General features: G+C 61.5%; 17 protein-coding genes. 5 read left to right on the forward strand and 12 right to left on the reverse strand.

Annotation, left to right across the window (positions count from 1 at the left end; genetic code table 11):
- Positions 1-226: 226 nt before the first annotated feature.
- From AC0L14_RS17200 to AC0L14_RS17230, 7 genes are all read right to left on the reverse strand, one after another.
- Positions 227-1,327, reverse strand: coding sequence for an ABC transporter ATP-binding protein (locus AC0L14_RS17200; RefSeq protein WP_473486714.1), 1,101 nt, complete (start codon positions 1,325-1,327; stop codon positions 227-229).
- A 10-nt stretch (positions 1,328-1,337) separates the two neighbouring features.
- Positions 1,338-2,171, reverse strand: coding sequence for a carbohydrate ABC transporter permease (locus AC0L14_RS17205; protein ID WP_473486713.1), 834 nt, complete (start codon positions 2,169-2,171; stop codon positions 1,338-1,340).
- A 19-nt stretch (positions 2,172-2,190) separates the two neighbouring features.
- The gene (locus AC0L14_RS17210) at positions 2,191-3,126 is read right to left on the reverse strand and encodes a carbohydrate ABC transporter permease (protein ID WP_473750196.1); all 936 of its coding nucleotides are present in this window, start codon (positions 3,124-3,126) and stop codon (positions 2,191-2,193) included.
- A gap of 104 nt (positions 3,127-3,230) precedes the next feature.
- A complete protein-coding gene (locus AC0L14_RS17215) occupies positions 3,231-4,490 on the reverse strand; it encodes an ABC transporter substrate-binding protein (protein WP_473528026.1) in 1,260 nt (419 codons plus the stop codon).
- Between the two features lie 27 nt (positions 4,491-4,517).
- Positions 4,518-5,693 (reverse strand): PLP-dependent transferase, encoded by a 1,176-nt coding sequence (locus AC0L14_RS17220; protein WP_473750197.1) that lies wholly within the window; start codon positions 5,691-5,693, stop codon positions 4,518-4,520.
- Positions 5,690-6,430, reverse strand: coding sequence for a FadR/GntR family transcriptional regulator (locus AC0L14_RS17225; RefSeq protein ID WP_473486709.1), 741 nt, complete (start codon positions 6,428-6,430; stop codon positions 5,690-5,692). The genes AC0L14_RS17220 and AC0L14_RS17225 overlap by 4 nt, the downstream gene beginning before the upstream one ends.
- Before the next feature lie 232 nt (positions 6,431-6,662).
- Positions 6,663-7,352: a TetR/AcrR family transcriptional regulator gene (locus AC0L14_RS17230; protein ID WP_473528028.1), complete on the reverse strand. Its 690-nt coding sequence runs from the start codon at positions 7,350-7,352 to the stop codon at positions 6,663-6,665.
- Positions 7,353-7,588: 236 nt separating this feature from the next.
- Between AC0L14_RS17230 and AC0L14_RS17235 the strand changes: the two genes are divergently transcribed.
- Together AC0L14_RS17235 and AC0L14_RS17240 are read left to right on the forward strand one after the other, a co-directional pair.
- Positions 7,589-8,032, forward strand: a complete 444-nt coding sequence (locus AC0L14_RS17235) for a RidA family protein (protein ID WP_473486707.1) — start codon at positions 7,589-7,591, stop codon at positions 8,030-8,032.
- A gap of 195 nt (positions 8,033-8,227) precedes the next feature.
- A complete protein-coding gene (locus AC0L14_RS17240; RefSeq protein WP_473639406.1) occupies positions 8,228-8,950 on the forward strand; it encodes a haloacid dehalogenase type II in 723 nt (240 codons plus the stop codon).
- A gap of 166 nt (positions 8,951-9,116) precedes the next feature.
- Here the strand turns inward: AC0L14_RS17240 and AC0L14_RS17245 are convergent, their stop codons facing one another.
- The gene (locus AC0L14_RS17245) at positions 9,117-9,563 is read right to left on the reverse strand and encodes an anthrone oxygenase family protein (RefSeq protein ID WP_123149753.1); all 447 of its coding nucleotides are present in this window, start codon (positions 9,561-9,563) and stop codon (positions 9,117-9,119) included.
- 65 nt (positions 9,564-9,628) lie between these two features.
- Positions 9,629-9,997, reverse strand: a complete 369-nt coding sequence (locus tag AC0L14_RS17250) for an antibiotic biosynthesis monooxygenase family protein (RefSeq protein WP_473486704.1) — start codon at positions 9,995-9,997, stop codon at positions 9,629-9,631.
- Positions 9,998-10,095: 98 nt separating this feature from the next.
- Here AC0L14_RS17250 and AC0L14_RS17255 point away from each other — a divergent pair, with 98 nt between their 5' ends.
- Positions 10,096-10,584, forward strand: a complete 489-nt coding sequence (locus tag AC0L14_RS17255; protein WP_473486703.1) for a MarR family winged helix-turn-helix transcriptional regulator — start codon at positions 10,096-10,098, stop codon at positions 10,582-10,584.
- Positions 10,585-10,908: 324 nt separating this feature from the next.
- Here the strand turns inward: AC0L14_RS17255 and AC0L14_RS17260 are convergent, their stop codons facing one another.
- The 3 genes from AC0L14_RS17260 to AC0L14_RS17270 are packed head-to-tail and all read right to left on the reverse strand — an operon-like array spanning position 10,909 to position 13,309.
- Positions 10,909-11,358 carry a DNA polymerase III subunit chi gene (locus AC0L14_RS17260; protein WP_473486702.1) on the reverse strand — a complete coding sequence of 150 codons (450 nt, stop codon included), beginning with the start codon at positions 11,356-11,358 and terminating at the stop codon, positions 10,909-10,911.
- Between the two features lie 19 nt (positions 11,359-11,377).
- Entirely contained in the window at positions 11,378-12,889 is a 1,512-nt protein-coding gene (locus AC0L14_RS17265; RefSeq protein WP_473486772.1) for a leucyl aminopeptidase, read from the reverse strand.
- 54 nt (positions 12,890-12,943) lie between these two features.
- A complete protein-coding gene (locus AC0L14_RS17270; RefSeq protein ID WP_473486701.1) occupies positions 12,944-13,309 on the reverse strand; it encodes a hypothetical protein in 366 nt (121 codons plus the stop codon).
- Between the two features lie 145 nt (positions 13,310-13,454).
- Between AC0L14_RS17270 and lptF the strand changes: the two genes are divergently transcribed.
- Positions 13,455-14,657 carry an LPS export ABC transporter permease LptF gene (lptF, locus tag AC0L14_RS17275; protein WP_473486700.1) on the forward strand — a complete coding sequence of 401 codons (1,203 nt, stop codon included), beginning with the start codon at positions 13,455-13,457 and terminating at the stop codon, positions 14,655-14,657.
- A gap of 16 nt (positions 14,658-14,673) precedes the next feature.
- Complete coding sequence (gene lptG / locus AC0L14_RS17280) at positions 14,674-15,756, forward strand: LPS export ABC transporter permease LptG (RefSeq protein ID WP_473486699.1); 1,083 nt, start codon at positions 14,674-14,676, stop codon at positions 15,754-15,756.
- The last annotated feature ends 24 nt before the right edge of the window (positions 15,757-15,780 follow it).

Consider the following 15,780-nt stretch of genomic DNA (forward strand, 5'->3'; position numbering starts at 1 on the left):
CTCGTCCGAAAACCGGTTCCCACTTTTTGCTTCGCTGACCTTCGGTTCGGGATCATGATCTAGCGCCGCCGCGGGCGCGTTCCATCTCGTCCCAGGAGCCATGTCGACGCCGAGATCGAATGTCGTATCGAATTCGGCGGTGCCAAGATAGGACAATAGCATCGGACCCAAAGGTGGGAACCGGTTTTGGGAAAATTCGAATGATCGGAACGGCCGAAAGGGGGGATCAGCCCTTCCCCTTCTGGAGGATCGATTCCGATGCGCGCTTTCCAGTCTCATCGAACAGATGCAAATGTTGCGGCGGGAATGCCACCGTCACCGTCGGACCGGCCGTGAGCGCGGCCCGGTCGAGCGTGAAGACGTTGAATGGCAGGCCATGCAGGCCGAGATGCAGGATGATGCCGAAGCCGGTCGGCTCGATCAGGTCGACCGTCGCCCTCAGGCTGCCCTCCGAGGCCGGCGATATCTCGACATGCTCCGGCCGGATGCCGAGCGTTACCGCCGCGCCTTCCTCGAGTTGATAGGCTGACGAAAGCGCAATCAGCGTTCCGTCAGGCAATCGTGCGCCGGCCGTGCCTGCGCCGACCTCGTAGCGTGCCGACAGAAAATTCATGGCCGGCGATCCGATGAAGCCGGCGACGAACAGGTTGGCGGGGCGATCGTAAAGCTCCAGCGGGCTGCCGACCTGCTGCACCACGCCCTCATGCATGGCGACGATCCGGTCGGCCAAGGTCATCGCCTCGATCTGGTCGTGGGTGACATAGATCGAGGTCGCGCCGAGATCGCGGTGCAGCTTCTTGATCTCTGCCCGCATCTGCTCGCGCAAGCGCGCGTCGAGATTGGACAGCGGCTCGTCGAACAGGAATGCCTTGGGCTGTCGCACGATCGCGCGGCCCATCGCCACGCGCTGGCGCTGACCGCCCGACAGTGCCTTCGGCCGCCGCGCAAGCAGCGGCTGCAGCTCAAGCTTCCTGGCCGCATTGCTGACAGCGGCCGTGATCTTCTCGCGGGCGGCCTTACGGATCCGCAGGCCATAGCTCATGTTCTCGGCGACATTCATGTGCGGGTAGAGCGCGTAGGATTGGAACACCATGGCGATGTCGCGGTCCTTGGGCGCCCGCTCATTGACGCGCATGCCGTCGATCCGGATCTCGCCTTCGGTCACCTCCTCGAGCCCGGCGATCATGCGCAGCAGCGTGCTCTTGCCGCAGCCCGACGGCCCCACCAGCACCACGAACTCGCCGTTCTTTATCGACAAGTCGACGCCGTGCAGCACGGAGACGATGCCGAAATTCTTGCGGACGTTGCGGATGTCGATCGATGCCATGAAACCTCACTCAGCCCTTGACCGCGCCGGCCGTCAGGCCCTGGACCAGATAGCGCTGGATGAACAGGAAGAAGAGGCAGGCCGGGATCAGCGCCAGTACGCCGGCCGCCATCATCTGCCCGAAATCGACCGAAAATTTCGACACGAAGGTGAGCAGACCGACCGGAAACGTTGCGGCGCTGTTGCCCGAAATCAGCATCAGCGCGAACAGCAGCTCGCTCCATGCGGCGGTGAATACAAAGCCCAGCGTCGCGGCGATGCCGGGCAGCGTCAGCGGCAGGATGATCTGGCGAAACGCCATGAACTGCGTGGCGCCATCGATCTTGGCCGCCTCCTCCAGTTCCTTGGGAATGCCGTCGAAGAACGACTGCATCAGGAACGTCGCGAAGGGGATGTTGAAGGCGGTGTAGACGACCACCAGCCCGGTCAGGCTGTTGGTCAGCCCGAGCGGCGAGAGCATCTTGAAGATCGGCGCGACCAGCATCACCAATGGAAACATCTGGGTGAGCAGCATCAGCGCGACCAGCCAGTATTTGCCGCGGAAGGTGAAACGCGACAACGCATAGCCGGAGAGGGACGCGAGCAGCGTCACGATCACGGCCGTTGCGCCGGCAACGATCATGCTGTTCCTGAAGAAGACCGGGAATGCGCTGTGGGCGAGCACGAAACGGAAATGTTCAAAGCTCATCCGCGACGGCCACATCCGCACGCCCTCCGAATAGAGCAGGTCGTTCGGCGTCACCGATACTTTCAACAGCCAGAACAGCGGGAACAGCGCAAAGACCACGTAGCAGAGGATCGCAAGGCGGTGCAGCGCGGTGCCGAAGGTCGAATACCTGTTCATCTGGTCATCCCCCGACCCATCACGACCGATCCATCAGGACTTGCCGCAGCATGACGATCAGCATCGAATAGGCGAGCAGCAGGACGAGCAGCACCAGCGCGATGGCCGAGGCGTAGCCGAAATCAAGGGCTCTGAAGGCCTGCGTGAAGATGTAGCTCGCGACGATCTGCGTGCGGTCGGCCGGCCCGCCGCTGGTCATGACGATGATCAGGTCGGCGAAGTTCGAGATCCAGACAGTGCGCAACAGCACGGTGATCGCAATGGTCGGCGCCAGGAATGGCAACGTGATCGACGTGAACCGCCTGATCGCGCCGGCGCCGTCGATCGCCGCCGCCTCGTAGAGGTCGCGTGGGATAGCCTGAAGCGCGGCCAGCAGCGTGATGGCGAAGAAGGGAATGCCCCACCAGACGTTGGCGATGATCGGTCCCCACATGGCGAGCTGCGGATTGGAAAGGATGTTGGCCGGCTCGCTCATCAGGCCGAGCGCATAAAGCCAATGCGGCAGCGGTCCGATGACGGGATTGAACAGCCACGCCCAATTGAGCCCGGTGAGGAAGGTCGGCACCGCCCAGGGCAGGAACACCAGCGCCTGCGCTATGGCGCGGCCGGCAAACGGCCGGTCGAGCAACAGCGCCAGGACCAGGCCGAATACGAACTGCAGGAAGACGGACGCGCCGGTCCACCACAGCGTGTTGCGCAGCGCCCGATAAAAATTTTCGTCGTCATAAAGGGTTCGAAAATGATCGAGCCCGACATACCCGCCAGAGAAGGGATTAAGCAAGTGCACGTCACGGAAGGCGTAGGACAGGCCTAGCACCAGCGGCGCCAGCATGATGGTGACGATCAGAATCAGCGCCGGGGCGGTGTAAAGATATGGCTCGGCGTGGCGCGTGATCCGGTCGACCAGCGACCGGCGGCGCGATTCCGGGAACCCGGCGGTGGCGTCAAAAACCATCAGCTAACGCTTTCGTTCCAATTGGACATCCTTCCAATCGACCATGGACGAGGCCTATCGGAGCCACCCGGCGATGGGCGGCTCCGATGCTCTAGGTCCGCCGTTTATTTCTTGGCCAGGTACTTCTGCTGCGCCTTGGTCAGATAGTCGGCCCACTGGTTGGCCATTTCCTCGGGCGTGATGTCGCCGAGCAATGCCTGTTGACTGGTCTTGATGACCATCGAGTCCTTGAAGAAGGCGAACTCCTCGAGATAGGTCGGCATGACCGTCGGCACCGCATCCTTGTCCTCGAGTTCGGCGAACCAGCCCTTGAACTGCTCGCTTGCGTAGAAGGGATCCGTTTCGGCCGACTTGTGGACCGGCAGCGCACCGGTGCGCTTGTTCCACTCGACATTGCCCTCGGGCCCTTCAAGCGTTTCGATCAGCTTCCAGGAGAGGTCCTTGTTCTGGCTTGCCGCCATCATCGACCAACCGGCATAGCCGATGGTCGGGAACGTCTTGCCGGACGGCCCCTTCGGCATGGTCGTGACGCCGTAGTCTTCCGGCTTCATCCGCTCGGCGATTGCGATCAGCGCGTCTGGATCCTGATCAAGCATTGCGCAGGTGCCGGTGTAGAATCCGGCGACGATTTCGTTAAAACCCCAGTTGACGCTGTCCTTCGGTGCCAATCCCTTCTTGTACAGGTCGACGACCCAGGTCAGTCCCTTGACCCAGCCTTCGCTGTTCATCGTCGAGGTGCCGTCTTCATTGAAGAACTTGTTGGACCCGGCCATGGTTGCGCCGAACATGATCCAGCCGTTGAGGCCGCCCGGCCCGCCGCGCAGGCAGTAGCCATATTTGCCTGGAAGCTTGGATACTTTTTCCGATGCCGCCACGAACTCGTCCATCGTCTTGGGCGGCTCGGTGACACCAGCCTCCTGGAACAGCTTCTTGTTGTAGAACATCGCCCGGAGATAGAAGCCGTAGGGCAGCATGTAGGCGGTGTTGTTCACGTCGCGGCCGAGTTCGAGCGCGCGATCGGTGAGGCCCGAGGTGTGCTCCCATTTGGCAAGATAGGGTTCGAGGCTCTCGAGAAGACCGTTGTTGGCATAGAGCGACAGCCAGGTGTCCGGCATCTCCATGACGTCGGGGATTTCGCCGGCGGACACCATGGTCGCGAATTTCTGGAACGCCTCGCCCCAGGGCAGCGAGATGACCTCGACCTTCGTGCCCGGGTTGGCGGCCTCGAATTTGGAGACGATCGATTTCAGGGTTTCGGTGCGTTCGGGGCTGGTGATCACCTCCACGAGCTTCAGCGTCGTGTCGGCGAGTGCAGCACCCGACATCAGTACGGTGGCGAATGCGGCGATAAGAAGCTTCTTCATTTTCCGTTCCCTTCTTGTCTGGTTGCTTCAGGTCTTTTCTTCGGAAGCGGCTGTGATAGCCGTTTCCAGGTCACTCCACAGCGCCTCGGTTCCCTCGAGGCCGACATGGAGACGCACGGACCGCGGATGGACGCCGAACGCCATCGCGGAATTGGGTTGGGCCTTCTGCTGCAGCACGACCTCGCCGGGCACGATGAGGCTTTCGTGGCCGCCCCAGGACACGCCTAGCTTGAACAGCTTGAGGTGGTCGGCAAACGTCCGGATGTCGATGCCGTCGCGGAAGACAAATGAGAACAGGCCCGACGTGCCGGTGAGCCCCGCAGGAAGCAGGTTGGCCAACCCCGGATGGCAGACCTTCTCGACGATCGGATGATCCTGCAGGCGCCGTGCGATTTCGAGGCCGGAGGCCTGATGCGCGCGCATCCGGATCGGCAGTGTGCGCAAGCCACGAATCAAGAGCCAGGCGTCGAATGGCGACAGCTTGCCGCCGAGATATGGGTAGGCTTCGCCGCGGATGCGGCCAATCAAGTCCTTCGAGCCCACGACCACGCCGGCGACGACGTCGCTGTGGCCACCCAGATACTTGGACGCGGAGTGGACAACCACATCGACGCCGAGCGACAGCGGCCGCTGGAAGACCGGGCTGGCCCAGCTGTTGTCGATGATGGTCGGGATGCCGCGGGACTTTGCCAGCGCAGCGAGCGCACCGATGTCATGGGTTTCCATGACCCAGCTGGTCGGGCTTTCCATATAGAACAGCTTGGCGCCAGGCAGGGCGCTCGCGACAGCGGCTTCGTCGCGCCCGTCGACATAGGTCACCTCGATGCGCATGCGCGCGAGCAGCGTCCCGAACAGCCGGAACGCGTCCGGGTAGATATGCCTGACCGCGACGATGCGGTCGCCCGGCTCGACGAAGCTCAGCACTGCCGACGAGATGGCGGACATGCCGCTCGCAAAACCGATCGCGTCCTCGGCGCCCTCCAGCTTTGCCAGCATTTCCTCGAACATGCGCACGGTCGGGTTTAGCCCGCGCGTGTAGGTCGGCCGCACCTTTTCGCCGCGGTACGTCTCGAGCATCTCGTCATAGTTCGGGAAGGTGAAGAGCGAGGTCTGCACGATCGGCGGCACGACGGCATCGAAGGCGTTGCCCTCGTCATGCGCGGCGATCAGCGATGCCTGGTCGAAAAAATCGGGACCGTTCATTTCGACATTTCCTCGATATCCTCTTCCACGATCTCGAGGATCTTCAGCGTTTTTCCCCGCGCCAGCTCCGCGTCCCTGGCGACGATGGCATCGAACAGTTCGCGGTGATACGGGAACGATCGCCGCGCGAAATCCTGCCGGTCAAAAGGATGGTCCCAAAAGCGCTCGAACGCTTCGCGCATCTGCCCCAGGAGCTGCCGGAAAAGCGGGTTGTGCGTGGCGTCGTAGACGGCCAGGTGAAAGGCTAGGTCTTCCGGACCCGACGTGCCGGTGGCGAGATGGACGCGCTCCATCTCGATGAGTTTTTCCTCGATCGTCCGCAGATCGTCGACAGTCCGCCGCCGCGCCGCGACCATGCTTGCCTCGGCCTCGATGCCGCGGCGTACCTCGAGGGTGTGCAAGAGACCATCGCGCAGCTCTGCCGTATCGAGCGACAGCGGCAAATGGATCGTGCCGGCGGATATCGGCTTGAGCAGATAGGTGCCGCTGCCTTTGCGGGTCTCGGTGACGCCGAGCGCTTCGAAACGCCCCATCGCCTCGCGTATCGTCGAGCGCCCGACGGAAAGCGCGGCCATCAATTCGCGTTCGGTCGGAAGCCGGTCACCGCTCTTCAACGCAGCGCGCTCGACATAGTCGGCCAGCGCTTCCATGACCTGCTTGCCGCGATCCAATGGCGGGAGCGTGGCGATTGCCACACGCGTAGCAGATGCCCCGGGCAGTTCGCCGCGCGCTCGCATGGGAACCTACATACAAAATTGGTCTGACATCTTAGCAGATTTGCGCGCGGCCGACCTTTCGTCAAGTGCCCTGGGCAGTGTCTCAGTTTGCATTTCGGCTCACGACCCGCTGTGGAACCTTAAACCTTGCCGCAAAGGCTTCCGCTGCGACGTTGCAAAAATCAGGTGCAAAAACTGTCGTTTAAACGGGGATTTTGCGACAGTCGCTTTGAGCCAAAGCTACCGTTCAGCCTCATCCTGGAGAGAGGCCATCGAGGAGGAAACCGAGGCCTTTCCGGAAGGTGCCGCCCCAATCGTTATCCAACAGCAGACGAGAGCGTTCGATTGTCGGGTAGCGTTCGCTGAGACGTGTAAGGCGTTGCTGCGCGGCGACCCTGTCGTCGTCCGAGAGGTCGAAGCTCGCCCGGGTGATGGTGGCGCCCATCACATAGTTCCAGAGCGACCATATCGCGACGTTCACATCTGCGTCCGCAACCCCGGCTCTGGACAAGGTGTTGCTCAGCAGTTCCAGGCGACTGAGTATGTTCGGGCCGAGTGCCCGGCGCGGCAACAGCGATGCCGACCAGGGATGGCGCAGCATGCTGGCGCGCCAGTCTTCGAGCATATGAACGACTTCTCCGCGCCAGTCTCGAGACTCAACCATTTGCGGCGGTCCGCGATATTCGAGCACCGAGTCGAGCGCCAGATCAAAGACATCCTCTTTGTTGTCGACGTGCCAATACAGGCTCATCACGCCCGAACCGAGGCGATCGGCCAGCCGACGCATCGTCAATCCGTCGACTCCCTGGGCGTCCAGCAGTTCTACCGCGGTCGCCACGATGCGTTCCCGAGAGAGCGGCGGTTCACTGCGCGGCTCCTGCACGGGCTGGAGCCGCTCATTTATCCCTCGTTTGCTCCGGGCGCCGCTGCGTTTTGCAGCCATCCGTCTCCCTCGCTGTTCAGAACGTCGATTTTGAACCGGCAACGCGACGAATGTCGATCTTGAACGATTGACTCGTACGGCGTACCATACGATGACTCGTACATCGCACGAGTCATCGTATGGGCGATACGGTTAAAGTTCAATCATGCCGGCCGCGAGGGTACGTTGCTCGCAGAGCCAAGAGAAAATCATGTCACGCGCAAATCAAGCATCTGCTTATCGGAGGGCTAATCATCATGACCATTGGAGTTCCCGCTGCGACAACAGCGAGTGAGAAGGATCTCAAGCTGACCATCGTCAATCCACAAAACCTCTACGACCCGTCGCCGAATGGCTACAGCACGGCGGTGATCACGCCCCGCGATGGCCGGGTGGCCTACATCTCCGGACAGGGCGGCCAAGACAGCACGGGAGCCTTGTCGCCCGACTTCGCTGTCCAGGTTGGGCAGGCCTACGCAAATTTGCGTACCGCCCTCGATGAGCTCGGTGCCAGGCCGGATCAGGTCGCCAAGCTCACGGTCTTCGTGGTCGATCACGATATGTCCAAGCTTGAGGTGTTGACCAAGAACGTCAAGAAAATGTTCGGTGAGGCGCTGCCGGCGCAGACCCTGATTCCCGTTCCCAAGCTTGCAATTGACCCCATGCTCTTCGAGGTGGAGGCCGTCGTCATTCTGGAGTAGTGATGCCGGTCGCCCTTCGCACATATCCTGAGCTTCGCGATAGTTTCACCCTGTCCATCCGGTCAATGGTTTGCCTGTCGCAAATGTCCCTCGCAAAAGTGGGTGTCTCGCGACCGATTTTTGCGACAGCCGCAAGAGGCGCTCGCCACCCGAATGCGACGGTCATGTATTGTGCGGATCGAGGAGCCGAATGTGATGGCATTGGATGGTGTACGTGCCTTGGTATTCGACGTATTCGGCACTGTCGTCGATTGGCGCAGCGGCGTGGCGCGCGAAGCTGAATCGTTCCTGAAGCGGCATGGAGCAGTATCCGCCATTCCTACCGCTTTCGCGGATGCGTGGCGCAGCCGTTACTCCCCAGCGATGGAGGAGGTGCGCAGCGGCCGGCGGCCTTTTACACGGCTCGACGTGCTGCATCGGGAGAATCTGGAAGCTGTTTTGCCAGAATTCGGGATCGACCCGGCTTCGGTGCCAGCGTCCGAACTGGACGAACTGAACCTGGCATGGCACCGATTGGAGCCATGGCCGGACGCGGTGGCCGGCCTCACACGGCTGAAGGCCCGCTATATCATCGCACCGCTCTCGAACGGTAACATCGTCCTCATGCTCAACATGGCGAAGCGTAGTCGCATCCCCTGGGATGCGATCCTCGGCGCCGAAGTCGTGCAGGCGTACAAGCCGATGCCGCAAGCCTATCTTCGCACCGCTGACGTCCTGGCAATGAAGCCAGCTGAGATCTGTCTTGTGGCCGCCCACAATGGCGACCTTGCAGCGGCTCGGGCATGCGGATTGCGAACAGCCTTTGTCCCGCGTCCGACCGAGCACGGGTTAGCGCAGACCACGGACTTGCACCCTGATCAGGCCTGGGACCTGGTGGCCAGCGACTTCATTGACTTGGCTGAACGGCTTCAGGTGTAGCGCGTCTCAACGATCAGCAAACCACCCCCTTCAGTGTTCTTCCCGGTTTCGGTCCGATGCTTTCTTCGGCGTCGTGAGCCAATTGCTCCGCGATCTATCCCGGGTTGCGGATAGCCAAGATGGCAGGCTTTACTACGCCTTGCGTTCCCAGCGCCGGTCCCGCCCTTCACCGAGCGACTGCCAGAATCCCGAGCACCGACGCGACGGTAGCGAGCAGGATTCGAACGTTGTGGACCATGAGCCAGGTGTCTAGCCGGGCGGGCACCTGATCCAGGGGAATCGACTTGGTGGCGAATTGCGCGTTGGTCGGAAGGAACCAGGCCATAGTGAGAACCAGAACGGCAGCGACACAGGCGATCGCCCCGATCCACAGTGCACGTAGTCCTCCCTCGCTCCAACTGAGCCAGAGCGAACCGATCAGGCCGATGAGGGTCGGAACGACGACAAGGGGGATCGTCCTTATGATGAACCGGTCGTTCTGGCTAAACCAATCGAGGAATTCGGCAGCCGGAAGGCTCTTCCAGTAGCCGCCCAACGTTACGCCGATCGTCAGCATGACGCCGGCGAACATCGCCGAACCAGAGATAGCGAGAATGTTGAATAGGAGTCGCAACGGAATCTCTCCTGCCTTTCTTTTCTTTCGATTTTGATGACTTCGAACTCTTGCTGACGCCACGCCTACGCGAGGCAGACGCCCGCCACGCCGACTTTTTGAAACAGGTGCGGGGAAGCGACCGCCGAAGCTTGATAGACTGAGAGTTTCGCCCTGAACTCCGGATGCATGAACGCAGTCCGGAAGTCTGCTGTCGATCCCCAGACGGCATAGTTCAGATAAGTAGGACTTTCGCCGACCGCGCGGTGAAGCTGGGTCGAGATGAAACCCGGCTGCTGTTTCATGAACAGCGCATCGTCCTGCCAGGCTCGGAGAAAGGTCTGTTCGTCCGCCTTGTCGAGCGTGAATACGTTCACGAGCACGACGGAAGCAGCATCGATTGCGATCTGACGTTCGATCGGGAATGCAGGGTCCAGTGGGCGCATAAGAGACATGATAGGTTCCTTTCCAATTTGGTTATACGATGTCGATCTGGTATGATGCACACGTAGCTAATTGACATTATAATGTCAATACCACCCTATGGTGACAAATGGACGAAACAACGAAGACCCCAAATCGAACGCCGGCGGGTGAAGCCTTGACCGATCTCATTCTCGGCCTGTTCAGGGTCAATAACCTGACTTTGACGTGGGGCGATCGGCTCGTGGCTCCGCTTGGGCTGACCAGCGCCCGTTGGCAGATCCTCGGCGCCATTGTCGCAGCCGAACGCCCGCAGCCGGTCGCGTGGCTCGCACGCGATCTCGGTGCCAACCGCCAGAACGTGCAGCGCATCGTCAACGATTTGGCGAAGGAAGGGCTCGTCAGGTTCGAACCCAATCCGCATCACCGCCGCGCGCACCTTGTCGTGCTAACCGATAAGGGACAGCAGACCTATGATGCCGCGATCAGATTGTACGAACCACGGGTCAACACGCTCGCGGAGGGGTTTCCCATCGAAGACCTCGAAACGGCCGGCCGTGTCATGAAGGCGCTGCGGAAGAAATTCGAAGGAGAAGAAGATGCTGAAGAGCAGAGCTGATCGCTACGGCACGATAGCGGTCTCAATTCACTGGCTGAGCCCCTTCTGATTCTGGCCCTGCTGGGCTCCGGCTTTCAGGCAGCGAAGGCCATGGATGCGGCCACCACTGCGGTTTCCTCCGTGTCACATTCCGGTAGCGATCATAGTCCTGCTTCTCTCACGGCCTTCCGTATCGTCTGGTGGCGGCGGTTCGATCGGAAGCCGTTTCCTCTGGAGGGATCGCCTCGCTCGCAGGAGCGTGTCGCGTGCTGGGTTCACGTCGCCTTCTACGTTGTCATTCTGCGTATGGCTGCCAGCGGCATCGGGATAGCCAACGCGGCAGCTTTACGCCTTGCGTTCCCAGCGCCGGTCTGAAGACTGCTGCCAGTAGGTGACCGCGTGGCCGGCTTCCTTCATCGTCTTCCAGTGCGTGCGCGCCGCCTCGACCTGGGCCGCATCGTGGCCGTCGAACAGGAACACGGCGCGTTCATAGCCGAGAAGCTCCGGCGGCACCGCGCCGTCGACCAGGAAGCGTATCTGCGCTTCGTTGGGGTTGTCCTGGCCGGTTGTCAAAAGGATCGGCTGCTCGGCCAGATAGGATTCGCGGTCGGTCGCATGCGCCAGGAAGGAATCGTCTCTGAAAATCCAAAGATGCTGGTCCAGCGCGTCGCGCCGCTCCTCGGTGCCGGTCTGCACCACGGCGCGCCAACCGCGATCGACGCTGCGCTCGAGCAGGCCGGGCAGCGCATCCTCCAGAGTCGATTCGGTCAGGTGGTAGAACAGGACGTCGGCCATGATTGCGCCTTGAAAGGCCTCACCCCTCGTAGTTGTCGCGCACCAGCCGGTCGAGCAGTCTGACGCCGAAGCCGGAGGCCCATGACTGGTTGATCTCGCTGGACGGCGCGCCCATCGCGGTGCCGGCGATGTCGAGATGCGCCCAGGGAGTATCCTTGACGAAGCGCTGCAGGAACTGCGCCGCGATGATGGCGCCGCCATAGCGGCCGCCGATGTTCTTCATGTCGGCATTTTTCGAATCGATCAGCTTGTCGTATTCGGTGCCGAGCGGCATTCGCCACACTCGTTCCTGCGTCGCCTGCCCGGCGCTCGTCAGCCTGTTCGCCAATTCGTCATTGTTGGAGAACAGGCCGGCATAATGCTGGCCGAGCGCGACCATGGTGGCGCCGGTCAGCGTCGCCAGATTGACCATGAATTTCGGCTGGAAGCGATCGTTGCAGTACCACAGCGCATCGGCCAGAACCAGACGGCCTTCGGCGTCGGTGTTGAGCACCTCGATGGTCTGGCCCGACATCGAGGTGACGATGTCGCCGGGGCGCTGCGCATGGCCGTCAACGGCATTTTCCACCAGCCCGATGACGCCGACGACATTGGTCTTGGCCTTGCGGGCGGCCAGCGCGTGCATCAGCCCGGTCACGGCCGCCGCGCCGCCCATGTCGCCCTTCATGTCCTCCATGCCGGAGGCCGTCTTTATCGAATTGCCGCCGGTGTCGAATGTGACGCCCTTGCCGACGAAGGCAATCGGGCTGTCCTTGGCCTTGCCGCCGTTCCATCGCATGACGGCCAGGCGGGCGCCACGCGGCGAGCCTTGCGCAACGCCGAGCAGCGCGCCCATGCCGAGCTTCTTCATCTCCTTCTCGACCAGGATCTCGACCGTGACGCCGAGCGCTTCCAGTTCGTTGACGCGGGCGGCGAATTCCACCGGCCCGAGTATATTGGCCGGTTCGTTGACCAGATCGCGCGCCAGCAGCACCCCGTCGATTACCGCCGCCTCGTCGGCGAATGCCTTTTTCGCCGCAGCCGGATCGGTGGTATGGATGGTCACCTTGACCGGCTTTTTGGGCTCGGCCTTGTTGCCGTCGCGCTGGCCGTCGCCATTCTCCTTTTTCGTCTTGTACTTGTCGAAGGCATAGCTGCGCAGAAGGATGCCCGCGGCAAGCTGTGCCGCTTGCCTGCCGCCGACGTCAGCACCCGGCAGATCGAGCACGACGGCCACCTCTGTCGCCTTGCGCAGGGACGCAGCGATGGTGCCGCCAAGCTTGAGCCAGGCATGGTCGTCGAGCCCCGAGACCTTGCCGGCGCCGACCGCCACCAGCCGGTCGAGCGATGTGCCCTCCGGCGCCAGCACTTCGACCAGGCCGGCGAATTTGCCGGAAAAGTCGGCCACCGGAAACGCCCGCTCCAGGGTCTTTGCCGGATCGCAAGCCTTTGCAGCATCGCCGAGACCGCCATCGTTGGCCGCCAGCACGAAGACACTGCCCTTTTTGGGCGCTGCGAATTTGGCGAAGGCGATCGAAGGTCTCGAAGTCATCATGTCCTGCTTTCGGGAACGGCGTTGGATTTTTGGGAGAGTGCCTTGGCGAAACTAGATATTTGGCTGTTTCCGATCGGAAGCACCACCCCAATTTTCAATCATCACCCCTGCCTGACGATCCTCCTGCGCGAATGCGTTGGCCTGAATTCGTGCGTTTGGCGAAGCAACCGCGAATGCTTGGCCGCATGCCGGTAAACCACAGGCCGGGCAATTTCGGGTTCGTCTCGCCGCCGTCGCAGCTACGGCGGCCAGGACCGTGATCGGCGCGACATTTGGTCGTTTTCCGGCATTTGGCAAGACTTTGCCGGAATCCGATCCCATATGGCGGATGGAATCGATGGCGATTCGTCGCGGCACGGCCCCGCTTTCCTGCCGCAACGTGTTGTTAACCATTGATGTTCGCCCTTTCTTATCCATTGCCGCCGACACTCCGGCCCACCGGAAATATCGATCTGGGACGGGAACCAGATCGAACCGCCAACGGACCGGTTGTAGAGTCGTCGCCGGGCGACTACCTTGTCTGGAGGCATGATGCCGTTCGGCAAAATCGAGAAAAGCCTTCATGAAGGTCGTTGAACGCTACATCATGCGTCGTGCGTTGGCGGTCTTCCTGGCAGCGCTCATCTGGACGCTGGCGATCGTGTGGACGACGCAGGTGCTCGCCCGCATCGACCTTGTCACCGACAGCGGGCAGTCGGCGCTGACCTTCTTCGAAGTCGCTGCGCTGATCATTCCGTCGATCGTCCCGATCGTCGTGCCTTTCGCCCTGGTGGTCGCGGTCGCCCAGACACTGAGCGCGATGAATTCCGATTCTGAGCTTGCCGTCTTGAACGCCGCGGGCGCTTCGCGCTGGACCATCGTCAGGCCGATCATGCTCCTGGCGCTGGCGGCCAGCATCTTTTCGTTTGCCGTCGACAACGGCGTCGACCCCTATGCACGACAGAAAAACCGCGAGCTGGTGGCGTCTTCGCGTGCCGATCTTCTGTCGCTGATTATCCAGGAAGGCACCTTCCGCAAGATCGATGACGGCTTGTTCCTGCAGATTGGCGAGCGGCTTCCGGACAACCGCCTTGGCGGCATTTTCGTCGCCGATTCACGCGAAGAGGGCGTCAACCTTATCTACTACGCCAAGAGCGGCGCCATCATCGATAGCGGCGACGAGAGGGTGCTGATGATGAACGACGGCGTTATCCATCGCGAAACGCTGGCCGGCGATCTTTCGGTCATCCGGTTCACCTCCTATGCCTTCGACCTGTCCGCCTTCATGTCAGCCTCATCGGACGTATTGCTCTTGCCGAAGGACCGGACGACCCAGTACCTGCTCAATCCCAGTCCGAACGACAAGATATTCCAGAAAAGGCCGAACAAGTACCTGGCCGAGCTCCACCAGCGTTTTTCCGAATGGTCCTATTCACTCGTTTTCGCGCTGATCGCGCTTGCAGTGGCGGGAGACGCGCGCTCCCATCGCGAGGCGCGCATTCATCCGCTGATCACGGCCATCGCGATTGCGCTTTTCGTGCGCTGGCTTGGTTTCTTTGCCGCCGGCAAGGCCGACAACGTTCCGCAATACACCTATATGGTCTACGGCGTCCCTATCGTGGCGTCCGCAGTCGCGACATGGTTCATCGTCTCCAACCGGACCATGGAGCTGCCGGTCGCCTGGGCCGACTGGATGACGAATTTCGCCGGCCGCTTCGGTGACGGCTGGAGCGCCCTGAAGCTCCGCTTCGCCAGGCGCGGCGCTTCTGGCCAAGGGGCCGGCTGATGGGCTGGATACGCTAATGGGCTGGACTCTGGGCAGATACTTCTTCTTCCGCTACGTGACGATCACCATCTGGTTCTTCATCGGCCTCCTGGCGCTTGTGTTCCTGATCGACTTCACCGAGCTTTCCGGCCGCACGACCGGCTTGCCGGGTTTTACCTACGGCACGGCGTTCGCCATTTCAGGGTTGCGGATGCCGATGATCATGCTGCAGACGGTGCCCTTCGTCGGCCTGTTCTCGGCGATGGCAACGCTGGTCTCGCTCAACCGCAGATATGAACTGGTCATCGCGCGTTCGGCCGGTGTGTCCGCATGGCAATTCCTGCTGCCGTGCTGCATCGGGGCGCTGCTGTTCGGGGTGTTGTCGGTCGGCGTCATCAACCCGATCGCTGCGCATGCGTTTTCCTGGTCCGAAAAAATCGAAACCCAGCTCCGCTCCGGCAAGTCGACCACCGTCTCGGCCGACGCCGAGCCCTGGATCCGGCAGAAAACCAGTTCCGGCGATACCATCATCGGCGCGCGCGCCATTCTCAATCAGGGCCTGGAGATGGCCGACGCCGTCTTCTTCGTCCTCAACCCGCAAGGTGACATCGTCGAACGCAAGGACGCGGCGCACGCCTTTTTGCGGGACGGCTACTGGGAACTGCAGGACGTCAAGGTTTTCCGGGACGGCAACATCCAGTCGGTGGCAAGCGACCGGGTGCCGACCAATCTCAAGCCCGAATTCGTGCAAGAGCGGCTGGCGCGCCCGGAAACCATTCCTTTCTATGATCTGCCCGGCAAGATCGAGGTTGCCCGCTCCTTCGGCCTCAAGGCAAATGCCTTTGCCATGCAGTTCGATTCGCTGGTGGCGCTGCCGTTCCTTCTCGTCGCCATGACGCTGATCGCCGCAACGGTGTCGATGCGATTTGCGAGGATGGGCCAATCCGCAACGATGATTCTGGGTGGCGTCCTGGCCGGGTTTCTGCTTTATGTCGTGACAGTGCTGGTCAAGGCATTCGGCGTGGCGGGATTCGTACCCACAGTCGTGGCTGCATGGGTTCCGGTTGTCGTGGCTATGTTCTTCGGGGTGACTTTCTTGCTGTACAAGGAAGACGGCTAGTGAGGGGGGCGGCTTTACGCATCC

This window comes from Mesorhizobium sp. WSM4841, from assembly GCF_055811515.1.